The sequence below is a fragment of the Rhodococcus sp. 27YEA6 genome, from assembly GCF_044908235.1.
Taxonomy (GTDB): domain Bacteria; phylum Actinomycetota; class Actinomycetes; order Mycobacteriales; family Mycobacteriaceae; genus Rhodococcus_F; species Rhodococcus_F qingshengii.
Genome location: NZ_JBIYCY010000012.1, coordinates 149,981 through 172,932, shown reverse-complemented (window position 1 = coordinate 172,932; position 22,952 = coordinate 149,981). Strand labels below are relative to the sequence as shown.

Sequence of the window (22,952 nt, the reverse complement as noted above, 5' to 3'; positions counted from 1 at the left end):
ACGCCCGGTCCCATTCCGAACCCGGAAGCTAAGCCCTTCAGCGCCGATGGTACTGCACTCGACAGGGTGTGGGAGAGTAGGACACCGCCGAACACACATTAGAGAAGCCCCCCAACCAGTGATGGTTGGGGGGCTTTCTCGTACCCAAAACACCCCGAAACATCCCGTCGCCGGCACCCTCTGATCGAGTGAACGGCACGTTCGTCGCCTCAGATCGACCCAACGTACCGTTCGCACCATCAGGGGCGGGCACGCCGCCGGCACCCCGGCATGGAGTGAACGGCACTCTCACCCTCTTAGGCGAGGGGAACGGTACGTTCACACCATCAGGGGCGGGAACACGACTGAGGACGACAGGCGCTTTGCCCGGATCAGTCGATGCCGTCGGCGGTGGCAGTCGCATACTTCGGCCGGCCAGCCGGCAGATACCTCTGAATCGTCACGCCCTTTGATGTGGCTCGCGATTCGGCCCGCTCGAGTGCGATGTCCGGTCCGGTGTCGGGAAACAGTCGCGTGCCCTGGCCTACCACCACCGGAACGATCAGCAGGATCATCTCGTCGACAAGATCGTTCGCGAAAAGCCAGCGGCACAGGTTGCCACTGCCGTGCACCTGAAGCTCACCGCCGGGTCTGGCTTTCAGTTCGCCGAGAGCGATGGCGGTGTCACCTGAAAGGGCTGTCGTGTTCTTCCATTGCGGATCGGTGAGCGTCGTCGACGCAAGGTACTTGGGCCGCGAATTCAGTGCGCTTGCAATGGGGTTGACGTCGGGATTCTCGAACGCGCCCCAATAGCCGGCGAAGATCTCGTACGTGTGTCGCCCGAACAGGAACGCGTCAGCTCGCTGGTAGACCTGGACGAGGTAATCCATGGCTTCGGTGTCCACTAATGGCGCGGACCAGCCGCCCCGCTCGAATCCGCCACGGCGATCTTCGTCCGGACCACCGAGTCCTTGCATCACACCGTCGAGAGTGACGATGGTAAAGGTCGTCAGTTTCATAGTCGTACCCATCTCCCAGGTGTCGTCGGATCTCCGCTGTTTCGATATAGACCGTTGGGAAGCGGGAAAGTCATCGAGCGAACGTGGCGTTGATCGCCTTGGATCGACCGAACGTGCCGTTCGCTCAGGGGGAGGTGGGGTCAGGGCTGAACGGGCACGGAGTCTGACGGGCTGGTCTCGGACTCCAGGGCGTCGCACGGAATCGCGAGCTCGGTCTGTTCGAGGCGGCCGCGAAGGGTGATGTTCTCGGTGATCGACCACTGTGCAGCCTCGGCGCTGTCAGCGGCAGCCACAGCCCGACCGGATGCGGCGACGTTACCCGGAACCGTCTTGGCAACTTCGGACAGTCGCGCCGCTTCGTTGACGGGATCACCGATGACGGTGTATTCGAATCTTTCTCGCGCACCGACGTTCCCGGCTACGGCAACACCTGCGGCGACGCCGATTCCCGCGCTCACTTCCGGTACCTCGGCACGCAGGCGCTGCTGAATCTTGCGGGCAGCGGCGAGTGCGCTGCCGGCGTGATCGTCGAGTGTCGTCGGCGCTCCGAAGATCGCCAGCGCTGCGTCGCCCTCGAACTTGTTGACGAATCCGCCGTGTGCGTCGACCTCGTCGACGATGACGTCGAAGAAACGGTTGAGTAGAGCGACCACCGCGGTAGGGGAGTTGGTGGCCGCGATGGTGGTCGATCCGATGACGTCGACGAAGAGTACGGCAACGTCACGTTCTTCACCGCCGAGTTCCGGGTTTCGGCGAACCGCGTTTGCGGCAACCTCGTGTCCGACGTGGCGCCCGAAGAGGTCGCGTATTCGCTCTCGCTCGCGCAGACCCTCGGCCATGCGATTGAAGCCGGCCTGCAGTAGTCCCAGTTCCGTTCCGTCGTACACGACGACGGACGCGGTGAGGTCGCCACGGGTGACTTGTTCCATTCCTCGTCGCACGGACCGAATGGGGGCCGCGGCGGACCGAATGTTGATGTATGTCAGCCCGAGTCCGACGCACAGGGTGATTCCGCCAATGACGAGGATGGCGATCGCGAGGGCTTGCCACGATGCAGGCCGGATGAAGCTGAAGACCGCCACGAGCATCAAGCCGGTGACGGGGACTCCGCTTCCGAGCAGCCAGACGAGGATTGTCCGGCCGGTCAGTCCGAGAACGGCAGCCTTGCGGGGTGCTCCGGATTCGAGTGCACGCGCAGCAATCGGGCGGAGTGCGAACTCGCTGAGCAGGTAGCAGAAAGCGCACGTGGTGATACCGCTGAAAGCCACGGTGAACAGAACTTTCGGAATGGTGTCGGGGTCGACGATTCCGTACATGGTCGTGAAGGTGATGAGCGCGGCCGTCCACAGGACGGCTTGCACTCGGGTCAGTCGCCACGGCCCGCGCAGCGCCGCGCGTTGATTCTGCTCTGTCGGTGGGTGATCCTCGGTGGCCCATCGAAGATCCCGCATCAGCCGTTTGGTGCCCCACAGCAATCCGATGAGAAAGACACACCCGATGAAGACGGGCACGGCAATGAAGTTGATCCATGCGAATTCGGGGTGGATGATCTCGGGTCCGGGAACCACGAATCCGATGAGCACGATCGCCAGTACCGCTCCGATCAGGTTTGTGACCAGGAGGGGCGCGGTGAGTAGTGCCTGGACGCGGATTCGGCGGCGCCTGGGGCTTTCGTCGGTGGATCCGAGCAGCCACGACCCCAGGGGCGCACTCGGGACACGGCTTCGCTGCATAGTGTGTCGAGAGTAGTCGTAATGATCGCTTAGGGTGGTCCGGTGCGCCTAGTTATTGCTCGTTGCCGTGTCGACTATGTGGGACGCCTGACCTCCCACCTCCCTACCGCAAGACGACTGCTGTTGGTCAAAGCCGACGGCTCGGTCAGTATCCATGCCGACGATCGGGCGTACAAGCCGCTCAACTGGATGAGTCCGCCGTGCTGGTTGGTCGAGACCACCGGGGACGGCGACGACATCCTGTGGGTCGTCACCAACAAGGCAGGCGAGGAACTCCGGATCACTCTCGAAGAGGTCGAGCACGATTCGTCGTATGAACTCGGCCTCGATCCGGGTTTGATCAAGGACGGTGTCGAGGCACACCTTCAAGAACTTCTGGCGGAGCATGTCGAGACACTCGGCCCCGGCTACACGTTGGTGCGGCGTGAGTACATGACGGCCATCGGGCCGGTCGATCTTCTGGTCCGAGACGCGGACGGTGCATCGGTGGCGGTGGAGATCAAGCGTCGCGGCGAGATCGACGGCGTCGAGCAGTTGACGCGCTACCTCGAATTGCTCAACCGCGATCCGCTGCTCGCGCCGGTCACGGGAGTTTTTGCAGCGCAACAGATCAAGCCGCAGGCAAAGACTTTGGCCAACGACCGTGGGATCCGTTGCCTGGTCCTTGACTACGAGGCCTTGCGGGGCACCGAAAGCACCGAGTTCCGCCTCTTCTGACGCTGTTTAGACTCGAACCATGCCGCGCCGCAAACCTTCGCCGAAGCAAACCCGTCGAACGGATACTCGGCGTGCTCGGGATTCGAGCGCGGAGTCGGCGTCACCAAGCGGCGTGTTGTTCGGCGGAGCGCTGGTCCGGGAGGAACCCGGGCCGGGCGGTGAAATGTACATGGTCAGGCCGATACCCGGCTCCAACGCGACGAAGTTCTATCGATGCCCCGGTTGTGATCACGACATCAGACCCGGCGTCGCTCACGTGGTGACGTGGCCTTCGGAACCGGGCGGCGCGAACGAGCGTCGACACTGGCACACCGGATGCTGGTCAGGCCGCGGTACGCGCAGCCTGACCAGACGGTGGTCCTGAGCGTCGATCAGTTCCTGGACTGGGCTCGCTGCTCGACGGCGCGGGTGTCGATCTCGGCGGTGTTCGTCTCGTCCGAGTCCTCGAGAACGTCGTCTTCGTCGATACTCGGTTCTGATTTGACCTTATCTGAGTCGACCGGATCTGCGTCGGCCTTCTTGTCTTCGATCTCGAGATCTTCCTCGGCTTCGACGATGACCGGAGCGGGCGGTGCATCGAGGAGTTCGCTCTCCCGGTTGACCGATGCGAGCATGGCCGGAACCGAATCGAGTTGTCCGCGAATGCCCAAGAGCTGAGCCAGGATTCGGCCTCGGAGAACGCGCAGTTCTTCGGTGAGTTCCTTCGCGTGAGCGATCTTGCGCTCGGACTGATCAGTGGCGGCCTGCAGCCTGCGCTGAGCCTCGTGCGACGCATCGGCGAGTCGACGCTCGGCCTCTGCTTTGCTCGACGACTCCAGCTCGTTGACGGCGGCGACGACCTTGGCGCGGCGCTCCGACATCGAGATGTCGAAGTCTTCGCGGATCTGAGTGCGCTTGGCCTCGGACTCGGCAGCCAGTCGATCCCGCTCGGCCTGCGCGGCTTCGACGATCCGGGCGGCTTCGGTACGGGCCTGTGCCATGGTCTGCTCGTGCATGGTTTCCATCGCGTTGCGACGGTCCTCGAGTTCGGCGATCAGCGACTCGTAGTGACCACGAAGGCGGGCGCCGTCCTGTTCGGCGATGGAGGTCATCTCGGCTGCGTCGGCCTCGGCCTTCGCGCGCACCTCCGAGGCCTCGTCGGAGGCAAGGCGCAGCATGCGGCTGATGCGATCGCTCATGCCCTCCGCAGTGGTGGGCGGTACCGAGAGGCGGTCTACGTCCTTGCGGAGGTCGTCGATGTCGTCGCGTGCATCGTCGAGCTGCTTGGCGAGGTCACGGGCCTGCGCAGCGGCAGCATCACGATCAGCCGCGGTAACTCGCAGCTCCGCGTCGAATCGCTCGAAGTAGTTACGTACCTCGTCGCGGTCGTATCCCTTCCGTGCGATCTGGAACGGAAGTTGGATCGAACCGCGGTCCTGCTCGTATGCCATGGCGACAATCTACCTGGCATACGAGCTGGAGTCGGGTCTGCTAGTGGCTCGCGTCGGGTTCGACCAGTTCCACCAGGACGCCGCCGGCGTCCTTCGGGTGGATGAAGTTGATGCGCGAGTTGGCCGTACCGCGTCGGGGAGCGTCGTACAGCAACCGAACCCCGCGGTCGCGAAGCTCGGCGGAGATGGCGTCGATGTCGGTGACCCGGTAGGCGAGCTGCTGGAGGCCGGGGCCGCTTCGGTCGATGAACTTGGCGATGGTCGAGTTCTCGTCCAGAGGCGCGAGCAGCTGAACGGCAGTGGATCCGGCGGGGGAGCCGACGACGGAGAGCATGGCCTCACGCACGCCCTGCGATTCGTTGATTTCCTCGTGGGTCGACACCATGCCCAGGTGCTGCGTGTACCACTCGATTGCCACGTCGAGATCGGGCACCGCGATCCCGACGTGATCGATCGCGACGACGAGGTCGGACGACAAAGGTGCGAGTGCAGAACTGGGGGAGGTCTGTGTCATACCTTTCACGGTAGCGCTACCGTTTGAGGAGTACACGTCGGGATGTGACTTGGCTCTTAGGCCGCACGGAACCGACGACTATCTCTCTTTTGCAGCCGGAGGAAATCGTGACCAGTTCTGTGATTGTTGCGGGAGCTCGTACCCCGATGGGTCGACTCCTCGGATCGTTGAAAGACCTCTCCGGGTCCGACCTCGGCGGCATCGCCATCAAAGGCGCCCTCGACAAGTCCTCAGTCGCACCCGAACAGGTCGACTACGTCATCATGGGACAGGTCCTCACCGCCGGCGCCGGCCAGATGCCCGCCCGCCAAGCCGCCGTCGCCGCCGGCATCCCCATGAACGTCCCCGCCCTGAGCATCAACAAAGTGTGCCTCTCCGGCATCGACGCCATCGCCCTCGCCGACCAACTCATCCGCGCCGGCGAATTCGACATCGTCGTCGCCGGCGGGCAGGAATCGATGTCCCGCGCACCCCACATGCTCGAAAAAAGCCGCGAAGGCTTCAAATACGGCGACGTCACCCTCCGCGACCACATGGCCTACGACGGCCTCCACGACATCTTCACCGACCAGGCCATGGGCCTGCTCACCGAACAAGTCAACCAACAAGAAACCGCCCACATCACCCGCGCCGAGCAGGACGCCTTCGCCGCCGCCTCACACCAGAACGCGGCCCGCGCCTGGAAAGACGGCCTCTTCGACAACGAAGTCGTCCCCGTCTCCATCCCCCAACGCAAGGGCGAGCCCATCGTCTTCGCCCAGGACGAAGGCATCCGCGCCGACACCACCACCGAATCCCTCGGCAAACTGCGTCCCGCGTTCAGCAAGGACGGCACCATCACCGCCGGCTCCGCCTCCCCGATCTCCGACGGCGCCGCCGCCGTCGTGGTGATGAGCAAAACCAAAGCCGAAGAACTCGGCCTGACCTGGATCGCGGAAATCGGCGCCCACGGCGTCGTCGCCGGACCCGACTCCACCCTCCAGTCCCAACCCGCCCGGGCCATCGCCAAAGCCTGCGCGAAGGAAGGCATCGACCCCACCGACCTCGACCTCGTCGAAATCAACGAAGCATTCGCCGCCGTCGGGATCGCCTCCACCCGCGAACTCGGCCTCGACCCCGCCAAGGTCAACGTCAACGGCGGCGCCATCGCCGTCGGCCACCCCCTCGGCATGTCCGGCGCCCGCATCGCCCTGCACCTCGCCCTCGAACTGCAACGCCGCGGCGGCGGCATCGGCGCAGCCGCACTCTGCGGCGGCGGCGGACAAGGCGACGCACTCATCGTCCGCGTCCCCAAGGCGTGAGTGTCTAAATACACCTGAACGAGCGCTCTCGCTCTGCGACGCCCCGTGGTTTTCCTCACACAACTACGGGGCGTCGTAGTTGTTCGGGCACAATGGCCTCATGGCGAACATCTTTGACGTATCCACTCCCGCGAAACGCTTCCGTCTGGTGGCGTGGTGGGAAGCTGTGACCTGGGCGGCCTTGCTGGTTGCCATGTTCTTCAAGTGGGTCCTCGGACACGAAGAAGCGATTCGCATCCCCGGAATGGTCCACGGAACCGCCGGCTTCCTGGTGTTCATCGTTGTTGCACTCCTGACCGCGTGGTCGCTCAAGTGGGACGTCAAGACCACGATCCTTGCGCTGATCTCGAGCGTTCCGCCCTTCGGCACCGTCATCTTCGAACGCTGGGCAGTGCGAAACGGCAAGCTCGGTGAGCTGTCCACGGAGTTCGAGGCGTCCAAGGGCAACGCGGCGCTCGTCTGAGTGCTGCATCCCTCTACGTAGCTTCTCGCAACTCGTGACAAACTGGGAGCCGTGACTCGACCAGGTTCCAGGCCCCCCGCGCGTTCGTCCGCAGTTGCTGCCGCCATGAGCGGCGCAGTCGACTTGTCCGCCTTCAAAGAGCGGGCCACGGCCCCACCACCGCCGCGTAACACCAGCGGCGACGGGGCCGTTTCTGCTGTCTCCGGGGCAGTGATCGAGGTGACCGAGGAGAACTTCGAAAGCGAAGTCCTGCTGAAGTCGAGCCAGGTGCCGGTGATCGTCAACATCGGTGGCCGCGCATACGAGCCCTCGGTCGTATTCACCGAAGTTCTCGAATCATTTGCAGCGCGAGCCGGCGGCAAGTGGATTCTTGCCAACGTCGACGTCGACGTGAGCCCTCGTATCGCGCAGGCATTCGGTGTCCAGTCGGTTCCGACGGTTGTTGCTGTCGCGGCTGGTCAGCCGTTGGCCGATTTTCAGGGCGCTCAGCCAGAGGCGCAGCTCAGCCAGTGGTTCGACGCAGTCCTCCAAGCTGTCGAGGGCAAGTTGAGTGGGCCGGTCTCCGACGCGGACGAACCGGTGGAGGAGGTCGAGGATCCTCGCTTCGTGGCCGCTGAAACCGCGCTGGACGAGGGCGATCTCGACGCCGCCATCGCTGCGTACCAGGAAATTCTCGACGCCGAACCCAACAATGCGGAGGCCAAGAGCGCTGTCCGCCAGGTGAAGTTCATGGCTCGGGTTCAGGGTGTCGATCCCGAGTCGATTGCGGCCGCGGATGCTGATCCGTCCGATCTCGAACTGCAGTTCGCTGCGGCCGACCTGGAAATGTTCGCCCAGCAACCCGAGGCGTCGTTCGCCCGCTTGATCTCGGTGGTCTCGCGAACTGCCGGCGACGACAAGGCTGCCGCTCGGACGCGCCTGCTCGAACTGTTCGAACTGTTCGACCCGGCAGAACCGATCGTCATCGCGGCCCGTCGTAAGTTGGCTTCCGCTCTCTACTGACGTGTGGACCGGCAGTCGCTACTCCGTGTAGCGGCTGTCGCACACTTCCCGGCCACCGAGAACGCCGGTCCGGAACGCGTCGACACGTGCGAACCCGCTCGGGACCGTCTCACCGTTGACGTCACTGGCAGCCAGGCCGTCGGTCAGCAGCCCCGATACAGCTTCGTCGAGGTCGCCGGGGGAGAGTGTGACCTGTGCTCCGGACGCCGCGGCGTTGGTGGGACTGAGTGCTGCGGTGATGACACCGGACAAGCAGGCCGCGCGCAGGGCAGTCTGCGGAGTGTCGAGCGATTGGCCGTTCTCCTTCTGCATCGCGAGGGTGTACCTCGACGCGAGCAGGACATAGGCGTTGTAGTCACCGGTGATGTTGGTCTGGATTAACTCGCGTCGCCCGACGCGACCCGGCGTGCCGCGCTCGGCAAGGTCGTCGACGCTGATTCCGATGGTGTTCGTCGATGGGCAGTACGAGACGGGTTCGGTCGCAACGGCATCGCTGCACCCGGTGTCTGCGCCGGTGAACACGACCTTCGGTGGCTGCGGTAGATCGAAGATCGCTTGGAAGGTCTTCACGAACTCGTCGAGAGTTGCCTCGGTGACGGGCAGTTCTCCGGAATCGTTGCCCTCGGCGAACTGCTGCGGGAGGTCTGCACGTCGTGACTCGATTTCGTCGGCGTCCATCTTCGCGCACGCACCGGCGCCGTCGGTGAAGCCGATCTGAGTGGCGGTGACGCGCTCGAACGCCGAACCATGGTGGCTCTCAGGATCATTAGGGTCTTCGTCGCGGATGGCGACCGCCGACGCCAACACCTTGTTGAGTCCGTCGGAGGTGTTCATCGTGAAGTGCGCGGCCTTGTCCTCGGCGACGTGCCGCAAGAAGGCGCCACCGAAACAGTCGGCTTGCTGTTCGCGCACCAGGGCTGCGTCTCGTTTACCGCCGACGATCCCGGCCTTGCGTTGAACGGCATGGCCGTACTCGTGCGCAAAGATGAACGCGACGGCCACGTCACCGAACTTCTCCCGCACCTCGGGCAGCAGCAATTCACGATCCCAACCGATGGTGTGATCGATGCTGCAGTACCCGGCGTTGATGAGTTCTTCGGTGGTCTCCTCACAGAAGTCCGGGCCGTTCGATTCGGTGGGGTCCCACGAGATCAGCTCGTCGACCGGTTCGAAGGGCTTGTCGAACAGAGCCGGGTACTCGGCGGCCCAGTAGGTTTCGATGTCTGTGATGGCGTTGGCTGCCAGCGCGTCGATGTCCCCGCCGTCGGTGCCGGTGATTGCTCGGTCGGCGTTGGGGGCTCCCGGACGCAACCCACTTGGTCCTGCCGTTGCGTCGAGTCCGGCGACGCGGAAGGGATCGTGATAAATCGAGACGGCGTGGCCACTCGTTCCCTGGGCACAACCGGCGAGCAGTGCGGCCACTGCCAACAATGACGACGTGACAATGACTACTCGCCGGCCGACCATCAACGCTCCAGACTTATCCAAATCGCTCCAGCAGCTGGCAGCGCCACCTGTGCGGAGGCTGGCCGACCGTGCCACGAATGCGACGTTGCTGTGACCGCTCCGAGGTTCCCGACTCCGGAGCCGCCGTACACCTCGGCATCGGTGTTGAGAATTTCCACCCATCGGCCGGGCTCTGGTAGCCCGACGCGGTAGCTCGAGTGCTCACTGCCCGAGAAGTTGAACAGGCAGGCGACAATCGAACCGTCAGTACCGTAACGCAGAAAACTGAGGACGTTGTTCTCGGTGTCGTTGGCGTCGATCCAGGAGTATCCACCGGGCGAGGTGTCGAGGGTCCACATGGCCGGATGACGTCGATACGCGGAGTTGAGATCGCCGACCAGTCGCTGGACGCCGCGATGGAGAGTGCCGGTGTACTGATCGTCGAGCTGCCACCAGTCGAGGCCGCGTTCTTCGGACCATTCCGCACTCTGACCGAACTCCTGTCCCATGAACAGCAGTTGCTTGCCAGGATGCGCCCACATGTATGCAAGCAGTGAGCGCAGGCCGGACGCCTTGGCGAAGTCGTTCCCGGGCATCCGGGTCCACAGAGTTCCTTTGCCGTGCACCACTTCGTCATGGCTGATCGGTAGCAGGTAGTTCTCACTCCACGCGTACATCAGTGAGAACGTGATCTCGTGATGGTGGTAGGTCCGGTGTACCGGGTCGTGACCGAGGAACCCGAGGGTGTCGTGCATCCACCCCATGTTCCACTTCATGTTGAATCCGAGGCCGCCGACATTGGTCGCCCGAGTGACTCCGGGCCACGCCGTCGACTCCTCGGCGACGGTGACGACTCCTCGATGGTTCTTGTGGACGGTGGCGTTCATCTCCTGCAGGAACGCAACGGCTTCGAGATTCTCGCGGCCGCCGTGAATGTTGGGAGTCCATCCACCTTCCGGGCGTGAGTAATCCAGGTACAGCATCGATGCGACAGCGTCGACGCGAAGTCCGTCGATGTGGAACTCCTCGAGCCAGAAGAGTGCATTGGCGACGAGGAAGTTCCGCACCTCGCGGCGACCGAAGTCGAATACGTATGTGCCCCAGTCCAACTGCTCGCCGCGACGCGGATCGGCGTGCTCGTACAGGGGAGTTCCGTCGAAACGAGCCAGGGCCCACTCGTCTTTGGGGAAGTGTGCAGGCACCCAATCGACGATGACACCTATCCCTGCGGCGTGCAGGTGGTCGACGAACCAGCGGAAGTCGTCCGGGGTGCCGAAGCGGGAGGTCGGTGCGTAGTACGAGGTGACCTGGTATCCCCACGATCCACCGAACGGATGCTCGGAGACGGGCAGCAGTTCGACGTGGGTGAATCCGGTTTCGGTGACGTAGACGGCGAGTTGCTCGGCCATCTGCCGGTAGTCGAGCCCGGGACGCCACGATCCGAGGTGCACCTCGTACACGCTCATCGGGGACTGCGAAGGATCGACACCGGCGCGGGTTTCGAGCCAGGCCGCGTCGTTCCACTCATGCGAACTGGTGGTCACTCGCGATGCAGTCGCCGGCGGGACCTCGGTACCGAATGCCATGGGATCGGCCTTGTCGCGAACGGAGCCGTCGTGGCCGTGGACCCGGAACTTGTACAGCGAACCGACTGCGATGTCGGGCAGGAAGAGTTCCCAGACCCCAGTGGATCCGAGGACTCGCATGGGGGCGAATTGCCCACTCCACCCGTCGAAGTCGCCGACGACGGTCACGCCGCGGGCGGCCGGAGCCCAGACGGCGAACGAGGTGCCGTCGACGGGTCCATCCGGTGTCTCGTAAGAACGCGGATGTGCACCGAGGATGTCCCACAGTCGTTCGTGCCGACCTTCGCCGAACAGGTGAAGGTCGAGTTCACCGAGAGTCGGCAGGAATCGGTAAGGGTCGGCTGCGAGAACCGTGTGTCCACCCGGGTACGTCACGGAATAGCGATAGTCGATCAGGTCGGGGTAGGGGACCAGAGCCACGAAGATTCCGTTCGAAACATGTTCGAGAGGAAAGTCTTTGCCGCCGATGACGGCACTGACGGACTCGGCGTTGGGACGCAACGCACGCAGAACGGTGCCGTCGGCGTGGGGATGGGCGCCGAGGACACTGTGCGGATCGTGATGTTCACCGCGCGCCAACAGCTCCAGATCGTGATTGTCCGGTGCGATACCCGAACGGAACTTCTCGGTTGACATCACTTGCCTCCACCTGCGCGGTGCGCATTGCGTGCTTGATAGGCCAGAGAGATCCGGGCCGGATACGGAACGGGTGGGAGCGCGAGGATGTGCGCCACCGAACGCCAGGGCTCGAGGCGGACGAAATTGGCTTGGCCCCAATTGAACTGCTCACCGTTTACCTCGTCGAGCACGGTCATGTGGTCGTGCCATTCGCGTCCGAGCGCCGGCATGTCCAACCAGACGGTGCCCTCTTCTGCAGCGAACGGGTTGAGGTTGATCACCGTCAGGACGGCGTCACCGGTCGAGGCGTCGAACTTCGAGTAGGCGATCAACGCGTCGTTGTCGATGTGGTGAAAGTGCAGGTTCCGCAACTGTTGCAGGGCCGGATGTGCACGCCGGATGCGGTTGAGCGCGGTGATCCACGGCTCGAGAGACTCGCCTCGCGCTGCTGCTTCGGCGAAACGGCGCGGCCGAAGTTCGTATTTCTCGGAGTCGAGGTATTCCTCGCTGCCGGGGCGAACGGCTTGGTGTTCGTAGAGTTCGTAACCGGAGTAGACGCCCCACGTCGGCGCCAGGGTGGCGGCGAGAGCTGCTCGCAGTGCAAACATTCCGGGCCCACCGTGCTGGAGGGACTCGTGCAGGATGTCCGGCGTGTTCACGAAGAGGTTCGGTCGGGCTTCGTCGGCCTTCGCCGCCAGCTCGTTACCGAATTCGGTGAGCTCCCACTTCGCAACTCGCCAGGTGAAGTACGTGTACGACTGCGTGAACCCGCGCCGGGCAAGGCCGTACATGCGCGCCGGACGAGTGAAAGCCTCGGCGAGGAACAAGACGTCGGGGTCAGTTTTCTTGACCTCCGAGATGAGTGTCTCCCAGAAGTTCGGCGGCTTGGTGTGCGGGTTGTCTACCCGGAAGATCTTGACGCCGGCACTGATCCAGTGTCGGACGACTCGCAGGATTTCCTTGTCCAGACCGCGAGGATCGGTGTCGAAGTTGATCGGGTAGATGTCCTGATACTTCTTGGGCGGGTTCTCGGCGTAGGCGATGGTGCCGTCAGGAAGGACGTTGAACCACTCCGGATGCTTCTTGGCCCATGGATGATCCGGGGCGCACTGCAGCGCGAGATCCAGTGCCACTTCGAGATCGAGCTTGCGGGCCGCAGCGACGAACGCCTTGAAGTCCTTGAGCGTGCCGAGCTGCGGGTGAACAGCGTCGTGCCCGCCGTCGACCGAGCCGATGGCCCACGGCGAGCCGACGTCACCGGGTTCGGGAGTGAGAGTGTTGTTGCGTCCCTTGCGGTTGATCTCGCCGATGGGATGGATCGGCGGAAGGTAGACGACGTCGAAACCCATTGCGGCGATGCGGGGTAGGTCTTCGGCCGAGGTTCGGAAAGTACCGTGTTGCGGCACCCCGTTCTCGTCCCAACCGCCCGTCGAGCGGGGGAAGAACTCGTACCACGATCCGAACAGTGCGCGGTTGCGATCGACGACGACGGGGTGGGACTCGCCCTTGGTGACCAGTTCACGGAGCGGAGTGGCGCGGAGCAGTTCGGCGACGTCGGAGGCGAAGGCCGGCGCGACGCGAGCAGTCAGCGCCTGATCGCTGCGCAGCGACGCCGTGACGGCCTCGAGCCTGGACCTGTTGCCCCGCGGTACCTCGTGCGCGGCCTGTTCGAACAGGCGCGCACCGATTTCCAGGTCGTTGGCCAACTCGGCCGCCCCCTGCCCGACGGCGAGCTTTGCTTCCACGGCGTGCTTCCAGGTGGCGATGGGATCGCTCCACGCCTCGATCCGGAACGACCACATACCTTCGGCGGACGGCGTGAACACCGCGTCGACGGTGTCCGGTTCGGTCCCGGGGTCCATCGGAATGCGCAGCGGCTTGGTACCGCGCGGACCACGCACGACAAGAGTGGCGGAAATGGCGTCGTGGCCTTCTCGCCACACGGTTGCGTGCACTGGGAAGACTTCACCGACCACGGCCTTTGCCGGATAGTTACCCGAGATCTCGGGTACCACGTCGTCGATACCGAGGCGTCCTGACACGGGAAGCTCCATTTCTGGTGATGGATCGCGGTAAAACTTTCTTTCGCCGGGTTCAACCGTAGTGGGTGCGGCGCTGGAGTGCTGATAACGACGAATTCGGGTCTGTCGGTGGTCAGGTCGGCTCGGGCGTTCGGTTCCACCGGACAGAGTGCAAGGAACTCGACTAGGGTTCGCGGGGTGAAAGCCTTGCGTCGGTTCACTGTCCGAGCCCACCTTCCGGAGCGCCTCGCCGCGCTCGGCCCCCTGTCCACCAACCTTCGGTGGTCGTGGCATCCCGAGACACAGGATCTGTTCTCGCGACTCGACCCCGAACTCTGGCAAGCAGTCCAGTTCGATCCGGTCCGCATGCTCGGGGAAGTCGACCCCACCCGTCTCGACGAACTCAGCAGTGACGAGGCATTTCTCGGTGACCTCGACACTGCAGCAGCCGATCTCGATGCTTATCTGAGCACCCCGCGTTGGTATCAGTCCCAGCAGGCCAAGGGCACATCGTTAGCCGGCGGAATTGCGTACTTCTCCATGGAGTTCGGAGTCAGCGAAGTTCTGCCCAACTACTCCGGTGGATTGGGCATCCTGGCGGGCGATCACCTCAAGGCCGCGTCCGACCTCGGGCTGCCGCTCATCGGCGTCGGACTGCTCTACCGATCCGGCTACTTCCGCCAGTCGCTGACCGCCGACGGTTGGCAGGCCGAGCACTACCCGCCGCACGACCCTCAAGGGTTGCCTCTTCGTTTGCTGACGGACGCAGGCCCGGCTTCCGAAGACGGATCGCCGGTCGTCATTCACGTCGCCATGCCCGGTGGCCGGGTGCTGCGTGCGCGAGTGTGGATCGCTCAGGTCGGACGAGTGCCGTTGCTGCTGCTCGATTCCGACATCGCCGAGAACGACGCGGATCTGCGCGGCGTCACGGACCGTCTCTACGGCGGGGACCAGGATCACCGCATCAAGCAGGAGATCCTCGCGGGTATCGGCGGCGTCCGCGCGGTGCGCGCCTACACCGCGGCGTACGGATTGCCCGATCCCGAGGTGTTCCACATGAACGAGGGGCATGCCGGATTCCTCGGCATCGAACGGATTCGGGAACTTGTCACCACCAGCGGTCTGGACTTCGATTCGGCTCTGGCCGCGGTCCGTGCCGGAACGGTCTTCACGACGCACACTCCGGTTCCCGCCGGAATCGACCGCTTCCCGGCGGATCTGGTCCGTCACTACTTCGGCGGAGCGAACGGCGAGAACGAATCGAGTTTGCTTCCCGGCCTGACCGTCGACCGCATCGTCGGGATGGGGCGTGAAGCCGATCCTTCGATCTTCAACATGGCGCACATGGGTCTTCGCCTGGGCCAGCGAGCCAACGGCGTCTCGAAGTTGCACGGCATCGTCAGCCGCGACATGTTCAACGGTCTCTGGCCGGGCTTCGACGCCGACGAGGTGCCGATCGGTTCGGTCACCAACGGTGTTCACGCGCCGACGTGGGCGGCGCCGGAGTGGATGGACGTGGCCAGGCGGATCGTCGGTCAGGAGCAACTCGAAGAAGCACGCGGGTGGGAGCGCCTGCACGAGTTGTCGGCAACCGAACTGTGGGAAACACGTAATGCGTTGCGCGGCAAGTTGGTCGACGAAGTTCGTCGTCGCGTCCGAGCGTCCTGGCTCGAACGCGGCGCGACCGAGGCCGAACTCGGCTGGACCACTGGAGTATTCGATCCCAACGTCTTGACAGTCGGATTCGCGAGGCGCGTTCCGACGTACAAGCGGTTGACGCTGATGCTGCGTGATCCCGAGCGTCTGCGTGCGATGTTGCTTGACGAGAAACGTCCGGTGCAGTTGGTGGTGGCCGGCAAGTCGCACCCCGCCGACGACGGCGGTAAGGCACTCATCCAGCAGGTCGTGCGGTTCGCCGACGAAGCGGATGTGCGTCACCGCATCGTCTTCCTGCCTGATTACGACATGTCGATGGCCCGCTACTTGTACTGGGGCTGCGACGTGTGGCTCAACAACCCGCTTCGCCCACTCGAGGCGTGCGGTACTTCCGGCATGAAATCCGCGCTCAACGGCGGCCTCAACCTCTCCATTCGCGACGGATGGTGGGACGAGATGTACGACGGCGAGAACGGGTGGGCCATTCCGACGGCCGACGGTGTTCTCGACGACGTGCGGCGTGACGATCTGGAAGCCAGCGCCCTCTACGAACTTCTCGAGCACGCGGTACTGCCGACGTTCTACGACCGTGATGCAGCCGATCTGCCGACGCGCTGGGTCGAGAGGGTTCGCCACACCCTCGAGAATCTGGGCCCGAAGGTGTTGGCATCACGCATGGTTCGTGACTACGCCGTCGACTACTACGCCCCTTCGGCGGAATCAGCTCGAGCGGTAGTGGCGGACGATTTTGCCGGCGCGCGTGAGGTGGCCGAGTTCCGTCGCCGTATCGAGTCGCAGTGGCCGTCGGTCGCCGTCGAGCAGGTGGACGGTTCCGGCTTGCCGGACACTCCGGAGATCGGTGCGACCATCTCTTTGAAAGCCAAGGTCCGCCTCGGCGGCTTGTCGGTCTCGGATGTGGAGGTTCAGGCAGTCCTGGGACGCGTCAGCCCAGGCGAGGAACTCACCGACGTGGTGACGTTCCCGATGACACATTTCGGAACCGAGGACGGAGCCGAGATCTTCGAAGCCGAGGCTGCGCTTCCGGTCTCCGGCTCCGTGGGTTACACCGTGCGGGTGTTGCCGCATCACCGGTTGTTGGTCGATGCCTCCGAACTCGGGTTGGTGACCACTCCGAGCGTCTGACGTAATACATTCTGCCCCGGTCCGTTCGGTCGGTACCGGGGCAGAATTGTGCCCGCGTGAGAACTGGGTCAGGGACGTGAGTCGCGGATGCGGGTGAGTGCCTTGCGGACGACTTCGGGGTTGGTCGTCTCCCAGAACGGAGGCAGTGATGCGCGAAGGTAACCCGCGTATCTCGCCGTGGCCAGACGCGGGTCGAGCACGGCCACCACGCCCTTGTCGTCGGTGCTTCGAAGCAGGCGACCCACGCCCTGTGCCAGGAGCAGCGCCGCGTGATTGGCCGAGACGCTGAGAAAGCCGTTACCGCCATGGGATTCGATAGCCTGCTGGCGAGCCATCAACAGTGGATCGTCCGGGCGCGGGAACGGAATCCGGTCCAATATGACGAGGCTCAGTGACGGACCCGGAACATCGACGCCCTGCCACAGGGACAACGTGCCGAACAGTGACGTGGGTTCGTCCTTGGCGAAGGCCTTGACGAGGGTGCCGGTGGCGTCGTCGCCCTGGCACAGGATGGGGGTGTCGAGGCGTTCACGCATCGCCTCCGAGGCGGCTTTGGCGGCGCGCATCGAAGAGAACAGGCCGAGGGTGCGTCCGCCCGCAGCCTCGACGAGTTCGGCGATCTCGTCGAGATAGACCGGGGAGAGGCCGTCGCGGCCGGGCGTGGGCAGGTGGCGGGCAATGTAGATGATGCCGGCCTTTGCATGGTCGAAGGGCGACCCGACGTCGAGTGAGTTCCAGCGGAAAGCCGAAGCGTCAGAAGGTGCTTCGGTGCCGATGGCGGTACCCGAGTCGGGGCGCGCGGACGACTCCGCAGGAAGACCCCAGTTGACGGCGAGACCGTCGAACGATCCGCCGACGGTCAGTGTCGCGGAAGTGAGAACGACGGTGGATTCGGCGAACAGTCGCGAGCGCAGCAATCCGCCGACCGAGAGCGGAGCCATCCGGACGGAGCGCCGCACCGATCCGCGGAACTCGTCCGAGGACAGCCAGACGACGTCCTTGCGCTTGGCCGGGTCGGGTTCGTCGAAAGCAGTGAGAATACGCACGGCACTGTCGTGGACGTCGTCGACGGACGAGAGTGCGGCGTTGCGGGCCGCAGCGGCTTCGGGATCTGCAGCAGCCATTCCCGGTTTGGCCGGACCGATAGCGGTGCGCAGCGACCAGGCCGCGTCGCGGATCGCAGCCAGTGCGGGTGCCGCCCCGTCCGGGAGGCCTTCCCAGCGACCTGGGCGCAATTCCTCGAGGAGTCCAGCCCACCCCTCGCCGGCAGCTTCGAGGCGATCGGCATCCTGCTCTTCGGCGATCTTGCCGCAACGCCGGGCCGCGGCACTGATCGAGGCGGCAGTGAGATCGGCCGTGGCGACGCCGGTGACGCGGTCGACCAACTCGTGGGCCTCGTCGATCACCACGACGTCGTGGTCAGGCAGGATCTGGATGCCGGTGATGGCGTCGATCGCGAGCAGTGCGTGGTTGGTGACCACTACGTCGGCCTTCGACGCCTCGACTCGGGCGCGCTCGGCGAAGCAGTCCTCACCGACCGGGCACTGGTTCTTACCGATGCATTCGCGGGAGGTGACACTGACCTGCCGCCACGCGTGATCGGATACGCCCGGCACCAATTCGTCCCGATCACCGGTTTCGGTGTCTGAGGACCATTCGGTGAGGCGGACGACCTCCCGGCCGAGACGCGAGACCGTGAACGGATCGAACAACTCGTCCTCGGGTGGCTGCTCGGACGCGCCGGTATGGATCTTGTTCATGCACAGGTAGTTGTTGCGGCCCTTGAGGATTGCGAACTCTGCGCGTCGGCCGAGTGGCTTTTTCAGGGCATCGGCGAGTCGAGGCAGATCTCGGTCGACGAGCTGACGCTGCAGCGCGATGGTGGCGGTGGACACGACCACGGTGCGTCCCGATTCGACCGCGTGGCGCAGGCTCGGAACGAGGTAGGCGAGCGACTTACCGGTACCGGTGCCGGCCTGGACGGCCAGATGCTCGCCGGTGTCGATCGAGTGCGCCACGGCGGACGCCATCGTCAGCTGACTGGTTCGTTCGGCACCGCCGAGCGACCGCACCGCTGTCTGGAGCAGTTCGGGAACGTTCGGGAGTTGATCGGCCACCCACGAAGGTTAATGGATCCCTACGTCAGAAACGTCCACGGATGATTCCCGGGGTAGTTCCCCGGCATTCGAGTCTTCTTCCGACGAGGCCTCGTCTCGCCCGATCAGCTGCACTCCCGCCTCCCGCATCTGCACCAATGCCGACTCGATCGTGGCGGTCGACACACCAGCGGTGAAGGGGAGAAGGACAGTCGTGGCGAACCCCGCGCGCGCGGCATCGACGGCCGTGGCCTTGACACAGTGATCCGTGGCAATTCCGATCACGTCGACGTCGGTGATCTCGTGGGCGCGGAGCCAGTCCTCGAGCGTCGTGCCGTCCTCGGCTGCTCCTTCGAAACCGGAGTAGGCCGCGCTGTAGGCGCCCTTGGAGAAGATCGCCGACCCGGCGACGGAAGCGTCGAACGCCGGATGGAACTCGGCGCCGGCTGTCCCGACGACGCAGTGAACCGGCCAGCTGTCGATGAAGTCGGGATTCTCGGAGAAGTGCGCCCCAGGGTCGATGTGGAAATCGCGAGTCGCGACTACGGCGTCGTACTCGTGGGAGTTGACGAAATCGTTGACGGCTCCCGCAACCGCAGCGCCGCCGTCGACCGCGAGAGCGCCACCTTCACAGAAATCGTTCTGAACGTCGACAATTATCAGTGCTTTTGCACTCACTGGTGCTCACCTCCGGTGAATCGAACGGGCACAGCCGAGTCTCCGCGCGAGAGTTTGAGGCCTTCCCACGGCAGGCTCACGAGCCCTGCCTTCAGAACTGCTCTGCTCTCTTCGAGCGTCGGCGCGCTGTCGACGACCTTGCCTTCGCGAACCAGCGGGATCAGCAGTTCGGTCGCGCCGTCCGCCTCGGAGACAGGTGACGGTGATCCGGCGGGGTAGATGACTTCTTCGACGATCGTTCCGGTCGGACGTACTACGCGCAGTGCCTTCTTTGCGCCGCCGCGAGATGCCTTGTTGGTGCTTCTCTTCTCGACCGCGATTCCGTCGACCTCGACAAGTTTGTAGACCATGCCGGCGGTGGGGGCGCCTGATCCGGTGACCAGGGAAGTGCCGACGCCGTACGAGTCGACGGGTTCGGCGCGCAGAGCCGCGATCGCGTACTCGTCCAGGTCGCCGGAGACGACGATGCGTGTTTTGGTAGCACCGAGATCGTCGAGTTGTTGGCGTACCTGACGAGCAAGAACGCCGAGATCGCCGGAGTCGATGCGAACCCCGCCCAGCTCGGGACCGGCAACGGCGACAGCCGTTTTCACACCCTCGGTGATGTCGTAGGTATCGACGAGCAACGTGGTGGATACGCCGAGTGCCGCGACCTGACCGCGGAATGCCGCTGCCTCGTCCGGACCGTCTTCGGTGGTGTGCAGGAGAGTGAAGGCGTGCGCGCTGGTACCTGCACTGGGTACGTCGTGACGCCGCGCGGCTTCGAGGTTGGAGGTGGCGTCGAAGCCGGCGAGATACGCGGCACGTGAAGCGGCGACGGCGGCCTGTTCGTGTGTACGACGCGAGCCCATCTCGATCATCCGTCGACCGCCCGCTGCGCTCACCATGCGGGCTGCGGCCGAAGCGATCGCGCTGTCGTGGTTGAGGATCGAGAGAATCAAGGTTTCGAGGATGACGCACTCGGCGAACGTTCCGCGGACCGAGAGGATCGGTGATCCGGGGAAGTAGAAATCTCCCTCGCGGTAGCCGTCGATGTCACCGGAGAATCGATAGTTGCGCAGCCACTCGACGGTCGTGTCGTCGAGAAATTTTGCAACGATCGCCAGTTCCGGTTCACCGAACCGGAACTGCTCGAGTGCGTCGAGAAGGCGCTCGGTACCGGCGACGACGCCGTAGCGACGACCGTCTGGCAGCCGCCGTGCAAATACCTCGAAACTGCAGTTGCGGAAGGCAGATCCGTCGGCGAGAGCCGCCGAGAGCATGGTCAGTTCGTACTGATCGGTGAGCAGTGCGGTGCTGGCACCGGCGTCGCGGATGTCGGAAATTTGCGTAGGCACGCACACAACTCTATGCGCGAGACGACGTGGGTGGGTGTTGTCGCCTCTCGTCGCGCCGTACCCTGGATACATGGTTTTCGGCGGCGCGACCGTGTCCGGCACTTACTCGGCGAACGTAACGATGAGAGGCGCTACGGCTTCTTCTCCTCAAGCCACGCCCGAGCAGTCGGAGGCTGTTGCGACCATCGAAGCCGCAGATCGGCCCTGGGTGACCATCGTCTGGGACGACCCGGTCAATCTCATGCATTACGTGACTTACGTGTTCCAGAAGTTGTTCGGCTACAGCAAAGCCAAGGCCACCGACCTGATGATGCAGGTCCATTCGGAGGGCAAGGCCGTGGTCTCGAGCGGTTCGCGCGACAAGATGGAGGCCGATGTTCGTCGCCTCCACGCTGCCGGTCTCTGGGCCACGATGCAACGCGACGACACCTGAGAAAAGCACTTTTTCGACCGATTTGTTCGCCTAACTCGTAGACGGGAGTCCGACGCGTGCGGACGTGGAGTAGGAAGAGTTCACTCGGCGGAGTGAAGTTCAAATCCGAGATGGACGGCCACGAGGCGGCGGTTCTGCGCTCGCTCGTGGAGTCGGTGACCGGGCTTCTCGACGAGCGCGCGTCTTCGGCGCCGCAAGACGAGCTCGCCGCGCTGACGGGTCTTCGTACCGGAAATTCGGAGCCGCCCGACAATCCGGTGTTGGCGCGTTTGCTTCCCGACTTCCAGCGCACCGATCCGGACAAGGTCGCTCCGGACAGTGACGATCTCGACGACGCCGGCGCCAATGTCAACGGCGCGCTGCGCAGTTTGCACGAACCCGAGATCATCGACGCCAAGCGTGAGTCCGCTCGCATGTTGTTGGCTTCGCTTCCGGAGGCCGGCGGCAAGGTCGTTCTCACGCAGGAACAGGCCGACGCCTGGCTGTCCTCGCTCAACGACGTCCGTCTCGCGCTCGGAACCAATCTCGGCATCGACGCCGACACCCCGGAGAGCCTCGAACCCGACGACCCGCGAGCCCCGCATCTCGACGTCTATCACTGGTTGACGTGGATGCAGGACTCCCTCGTCCAGGCGCTCATGCCATGACCACAACGCGGACCGGGCCCACTGATTCACTGACAGATGTCGCCGGCCTCGCCGTCGGTCATCACCACAAGCTCGACGAGGGAGCCACTCTCGGAAGCGGCGCAGCCACCGGCTGCACGGTCGTGCTCGCGTCGGCCGGTGTGGTCGCCGGAGTCGACGTCCGGGGCGGCGGTCCGGGTACCCGCGAGACCGATCTGCTCGACCCGAGCCATTCGGTCCAGCAGGTCAATGCCGTGCTGTTGACCGGCGGTAGTGCCTACGGACTTGCCGCGGCCGACGGAGTGATGCGCTGGCTCGAGGAACACGATCACGGGATCGCGATGGGCGCTCCCGGCCAGGTGGTACCGATCGTGCCCGGCGCCGTGATCTTCGATCTGCCGGTGGGGGACTGGACCGTTCGTCCGACCGGCGATTTCGGATTCCTCGCTGCCGACACTGCTTCGCGCGAATTCGCCACCGGCACGGTCGGCGCGGGGGTAGGTGCCAGAGCCGGGGCGCTCAAGGGTGGGGTGGGAACGGCCAGCGTCGTGATCGTCGACGGCCCCGCCGAGGGGGCGACGGTCTCCGCCTTGATCGTGGCGAATCCGGTGGGTTCGGTCTTCGACCCCAGAACAGGCCTGCCGTGGGGCGTCGGCTCGGACGGCGCGGAGTCGTTCGGCCTCAGGCTCCCCGACGCGTCCGAACTCGCGGCGGCCAACGCCGTTGCAGCCAAGGGAACCGTCCTCAACACCACGATCGGTGTGGTCGCCACTGACGCCGCCTTGACGAAAGCCGGGTGCCGACGCGTCGCCGTCGCAGGTCATGACGGCCTGGCCCGAGCGATTCGGCCCGCACATTCGCCGCTCGACGGCGACACGATCTTTGCGCTCGCCACCGGTGATCACACTCCGAATTCGGAGATCACGGTTCCGGACGCTTTCCCGAACGATCTGCCGATACTCGACGCGGTGTGCGCGGCTTCGGCCCGGGTGGTCGAACGTGCGATCGTCACAGCGATTCTCGACGCCACGTCGGTAGCCGGAATCCCGAGCTACCGCGAACTCTTCCCGTCCGCATTTCTCTAGGCAGCACTCCTGGAATCGGCGGTAATCTCGAATTGAGCCTGGTCGCGAGTGACCGGATCAGAAGACCGG

The 22,952-nt window shown here is 64.3% G+C and carries 19 protein-coding genes and 1 rRNA gene; 10 read left to right on the top strand and 10 right to left on the bottom strand.

From position 1 onward, the window contains the following. A 5S ribosomal RNA gene (gene rrf / locus ABH939_RS25210) occupies positions 1–93 on the top strand; the annotation flags it as partial. 278 nt (positions 94–371) lie between these two features. Here rrf and ABH939_RS25205 read toward each other — a convergent pair. Continuing rightward, complete coding sequence (locus ABH939_RS25205; RefSeq protein ID WP_404650312.1) at positions 372–998, bottom strand: dihydrofolate reductase family protein; 627 nt, start codon at positions 996–998, stop codon at positions 372–374. A gap of 140 nt (positions 999–1,138) precedes the next feature. Beyond that, complete coding sequence (locus ABH939_RS25200; RefSeq protein WP_063316266.1) at positions 1,139–2,731, bottom strand: adenylate/guanylate cyclase domain-containing protein; 1,593 nt, start codon at positions 2,729–2,731, stop codon at positions 1,139–1,141. A gap of 42 nt (positions 2,732–2,773) precedes the next feature. Here ABH939_RS25200 and nucS point away from each other — a divergent pair, with 42 nt between their 5' ends. Next, positions 2,774–3,448 (top strand): endonuclease NucS, encoded by a 675-nt coding sequence (gene nucS / locus ABH939_RS25195; protein WP_007733244.1) that lies wholly within the window; start codon positions 2,774–2,776, stop codon positions 3,446–3,448. 19 nt (positions 3,449–3,467) lie between these two features. After that, entirely contained in the window at positions 3,468–3,812 is a 345-nt protein-coding gene (locus tag ABH939_RS25190) for a hypothetical protein (protein ID WP_054828484.1), read from the top strand. 7 nt (positions 3,813–3,819) lie between these two features. Here ABH939_RS25190 and ABH939_RS25185 read toward each other — a convergent pair whose 3' ends face one another. Then, the gene (locus ABH939_RS25185) at positions 3,820–4,878 is read right to left on the bottom strand and encodes a hypothetical protein (protein ID WP_042452411.1); all 1,059 of its coding nucleotides are present in this window, start codon (positions 4,876–4,878) and stop codon (positions 3,820–3,822) included. 40 nt (positions 4,879–4,918) lie between these two features. Continuing rightward, the gene (mce, locus tag ABH939_RS25180; RefSeq protein ID WP_007733251.1) at positions 4,919–5,392 is read right to left on the bottom strand and encodes a methylmalonyl-CoA epimerase; all 474 of its coding nucleotides are present in this window, start codon (positions 5,390–5,392) and stop codon (positions 4,919–4,921) included. A 107-nt stretch (positions 5,393–5,499) separates the two neighbouring features. Here mce and ABH939_RS25175 point away from each other — a divergent pair, with 107 nt between their 5' ends. From ABH939_RS25175 to ABH939_RS25165, 3 genes are all read left to right on the top strand, one after another. Then, complete coding sequence (locus ABH939_RS25175) at positions 5,500–6,693, top strand: acetyl-CoA C-acetyltransferase (protein WP_070159775.1); 1,194 nt, start codon at positions 5,500–5,502, stop codon at positions 6,691–6,693. Between the two features lie 100 nt (positions 6,694–6,793). Further along, the gene (locus ABH939_RS25170) at positions 6,794–7,156 is read left to right on the top strand and encodes a DUF3817 domain-containing protein (protein ID WP_003945330.1); all 363 of its coding nucleotides are present in this window, start codon (positions 6,794–6,796) and stop codon (positions 7,154–7,156) included. Between the two features lie 105 nt (positions 7,157–7,261). Beyond that, on the top strand, positions 7,262–8,158 hold the full coding sequence (locus ABH939_RS25165) for a tetratricopeptide repeat protein (protein WP_030537899.1): 897 nt from the start codon (positions 7,262–7,264) through the stop codon (positions 8,156–8,158). A gap of 18 nt (positions 8,159–8,176) precedes the next feature. On the opposite strand, the gene ABH939_RS25160 is transcribed toward ABH939_RS25165, so the two are convergent. Genes ABH939_RS25160 through ABH939_RS25150 form a run of 3 tightly spaced genes read right to left on the bottom strand, consistent with a single transcriptional unit; the run spans position 8,177 to position 13,850 of the window. Further along, positions 8,177–9,625, bottom strand: coding sequence for a neutral zinc metallopeptidase (locus ABH939_RS25160; RefSeq protein WP_042446171.1), 1,449 nt, complete (start codon positions 9,623–9,625; stop codon positions 8,177–8,179). Further along, the gene (glgB, locus tag ABH939_RS25155) at positions 9,625–11,826 is read right to left on the bottom strand and encodes a 1,4-alpha-glucan branching protein GlgB (RefSeq protein WP_030537900.1); all 2,202 of its coding nucleotides are present in this window, start codon (positions 11,824–11,826) and stop codon (positions 9,625–9,627) included. The genes ABH939_RS25160 and glgB overlap by 1 nt, the downstream gene beginning before the upstream one ends. Then, the gene (locus tag ABH939_RS25150; protein WP_404650311.1) at positions 11,826–13,850 is read right to left on the bottom strand and encodes an alpha-1,4-glucan--maltose-1-phosphate maltosyltransferase; all 2,025 of its coding nucleotides are present in this window, start codon (positions 13,848–13,850) and stop codon (positions 11,826–11,828) included. Before ABH939_RS25150 ends, glgB begins: the two co-directional genes overlap by 1 nt. Positions 13,851–14,027: 177 nt before the next feature. On the opposite strand from ABH939_RS25150, the gene glgP reads away from it, so the two are divergent. Beyond that, positions 14,028–16,628 carry an alpha-glucan family phosphorylase gene (glgP, locus tag ABH939_RS25145; RefSeq protein WP_064075828.1) on the top strand — a complete coding sequence of 867 codons (2,601 nt, stop codon included), beginning with the start codon at positions 14,028–14,030 and terminating at the stop codon, positions 16,626–16,628. Between the two features lie 68 nt (positions 16,629–16,696). Here the strand turns inward: glgP and ABH939_RS25140 are convergent, their stop codons facing one another. The 3 genes from ABH939_RS25140 to ABH939_RS25130 are packed head-to-tail and all read right to left on the bottom strand — an operon-like array spanning position 16,697 to position 20,739. Continuing rightward, on the bottom strand, positions 16,697–18,745 hold the full coding sequence (locus ABH939_RS25140) for an ATP-dependent DNA helicase (protein ID WP_064689273.1): 2,049 nt from the start codon (positions 18,743–18,745) through the stop codon (positions 16,697–16,699). A 9-nt stretch (positions 18,746–18,754) separates the two neighbouring features. After that, positions 18,755–19,402: a nicotinamidase gene (locus ABH939_RS25135; protein ID WP_042925786.1), complete on the bottom strand. Its 648-nt coding sequence runs from the start codon at positions 19,400–19,402 to the stop codon at positions 18,755–18,757. Further along, a complete protein-coding gene (locus ABH939_RS25130) occupies positions 19,399–20,739 on the bottom strand; it encodes a nicotinate phosphoribosyltransferase (RefSeq protein ID WP_030537905.1) in 1,341 nt (446 codons plus the stop codon). The genes ABH939_RS25135 and ABH939_RS25130 overlap by 4 nt, the downstream gene beginning before the upstream one ends. A 121-nt stretch (positions 20,740–20,860) precedes the next feature. On the opposite strand from ABH939_RS25130, the gene clpS reads away from it, so the two are divergent. Genes clpS through ABH939_RS25115 form a run of 3 tightly spaced genes read left to right on the top strand, consistent with a single transcriptional unit; the run spans position 20,861 to position 22,883 of the window. After that, the gene (gene clpS / locus ABH939_RS25125) at positions 20,861–21,172 is read left to right on the top strand and encodes an ATP-dependent Clp protease adapter ClpS (protein WP_029255695.1); all 312 of its coding nucleotides are present in this window, start codon (positions 20,861–20,863) and stop codon (positions 21,170–21,172) included. 56 nt (positions 21,173–21,228) lie between these two features. Further along, positions 21,229–21,819, top strand: coding sequence for a DUF2017 domain-containing protein (locus ABH939_RS25120; RefSeq protein WP_042925785.1), 591 nt, complete (start codon positions 21,229–21,231; stop codon positions 21,817–21,819). Next, positions 21,816–22,883 (top strand): P1 family peptidase, encoded by a 1,068-nt coding sequence (locus tag ABH939_RS25115; RefSeq protein ID WP_064689272.1) that lies wholly within the window; start codon positions 21,816–21,818, stop codon positions 22,881–22,883. Before ABH939_RS25120 ends, ABH939_RS25115 begins: the two co-directional genes overlap by 4 nt. Positions 22,884–22,952 lie beyond the last annotated feature (69 nt).

What these genes read in the sequence shown, in the direction of transcription:
- ABH939_RS25200 (WP_063316266.1), bottom strand. Translation starts at nt 2,731, where the DNA reads ATGCAGCGAAGCCGTGTCCCGAGTGCGCCCCTGGGGTCGTGGCTGCTC.
- ABH939_RS25115 (WP_064689272.1), top strand. Translation starts at nt 21,816, where the DNA reads ATGACCACAACGCGGACCGGGCCCACTGATTCACTGACAGATGTCGCC.
- ABH939_RS25190 (WP_054828484.1), top strand. Translation starts at nt 3,468, where the DNA reads ATGCCGCGCCGCAAACCTTCGCCGAAGCAAACCCGTCGAACGGATACT.
- glgB (WP_030537900.1), bottom strand. Translation starts at nt 11,826, where the DNA reads ATGTCAACCGAGAAGTTCCGTTCGGGTATCGCACCGGACAATCACGAT.
- ABH939_RS25165 (WP_030537899.1), top strand. Translation starts at nt 7,262, where the DNA reads ATGAGCGGCGCAGTCGACTTGTCCGCCTTCAAAGAGCGGGCCACGGCC.
- mce (WP_007733251.1), bottom strand. Translation starts at nt 5,392, where the DNA reads ATGACACAGACCTCCCCCAGTTCTGCACTCGCACCTTTGTCGTCCGAC.
- ABH939_RS25170 (WP_003945330.1), top strand. Translation starts at nt 6,794, where the DNA reads ATGGCGAACATCTTTGACGTATCCACTCCCGCGAAACGCTTCCGTCTG.
- clpS (WP_029255695.1), top strand. Translation starts at nt 20,861, where the DNA reads ATGAGAGGCGCTACGGCTTCTTCTCCTCAAGCCACGCCCGAGCAGTCG.
- ABH939_RS25185 (WP_042452411.1), bottom strand. Translation starts at nt 4,878, where the DNA reads ATGGCATACGAGCAGGACCGCGGTTCGATCCAACTTCCGTTCCAGATC.
- ABH939_RS25205 (WP_404650312.1), bottom strand. Translation starts at nt 998, where the DNA reads ATGAAACTGACGACCTTTACCATCGTCACTCTCGACGGTGTGATGCAA.
- ABH939_RS25160 (WP_042446171.1), bottom strand. Translation starts at nt 9,625, where the DNA reads ATGGTCGGCCGGCGAGTAGTCATTGTCACGTCGTCATTGTTGGCAGTG.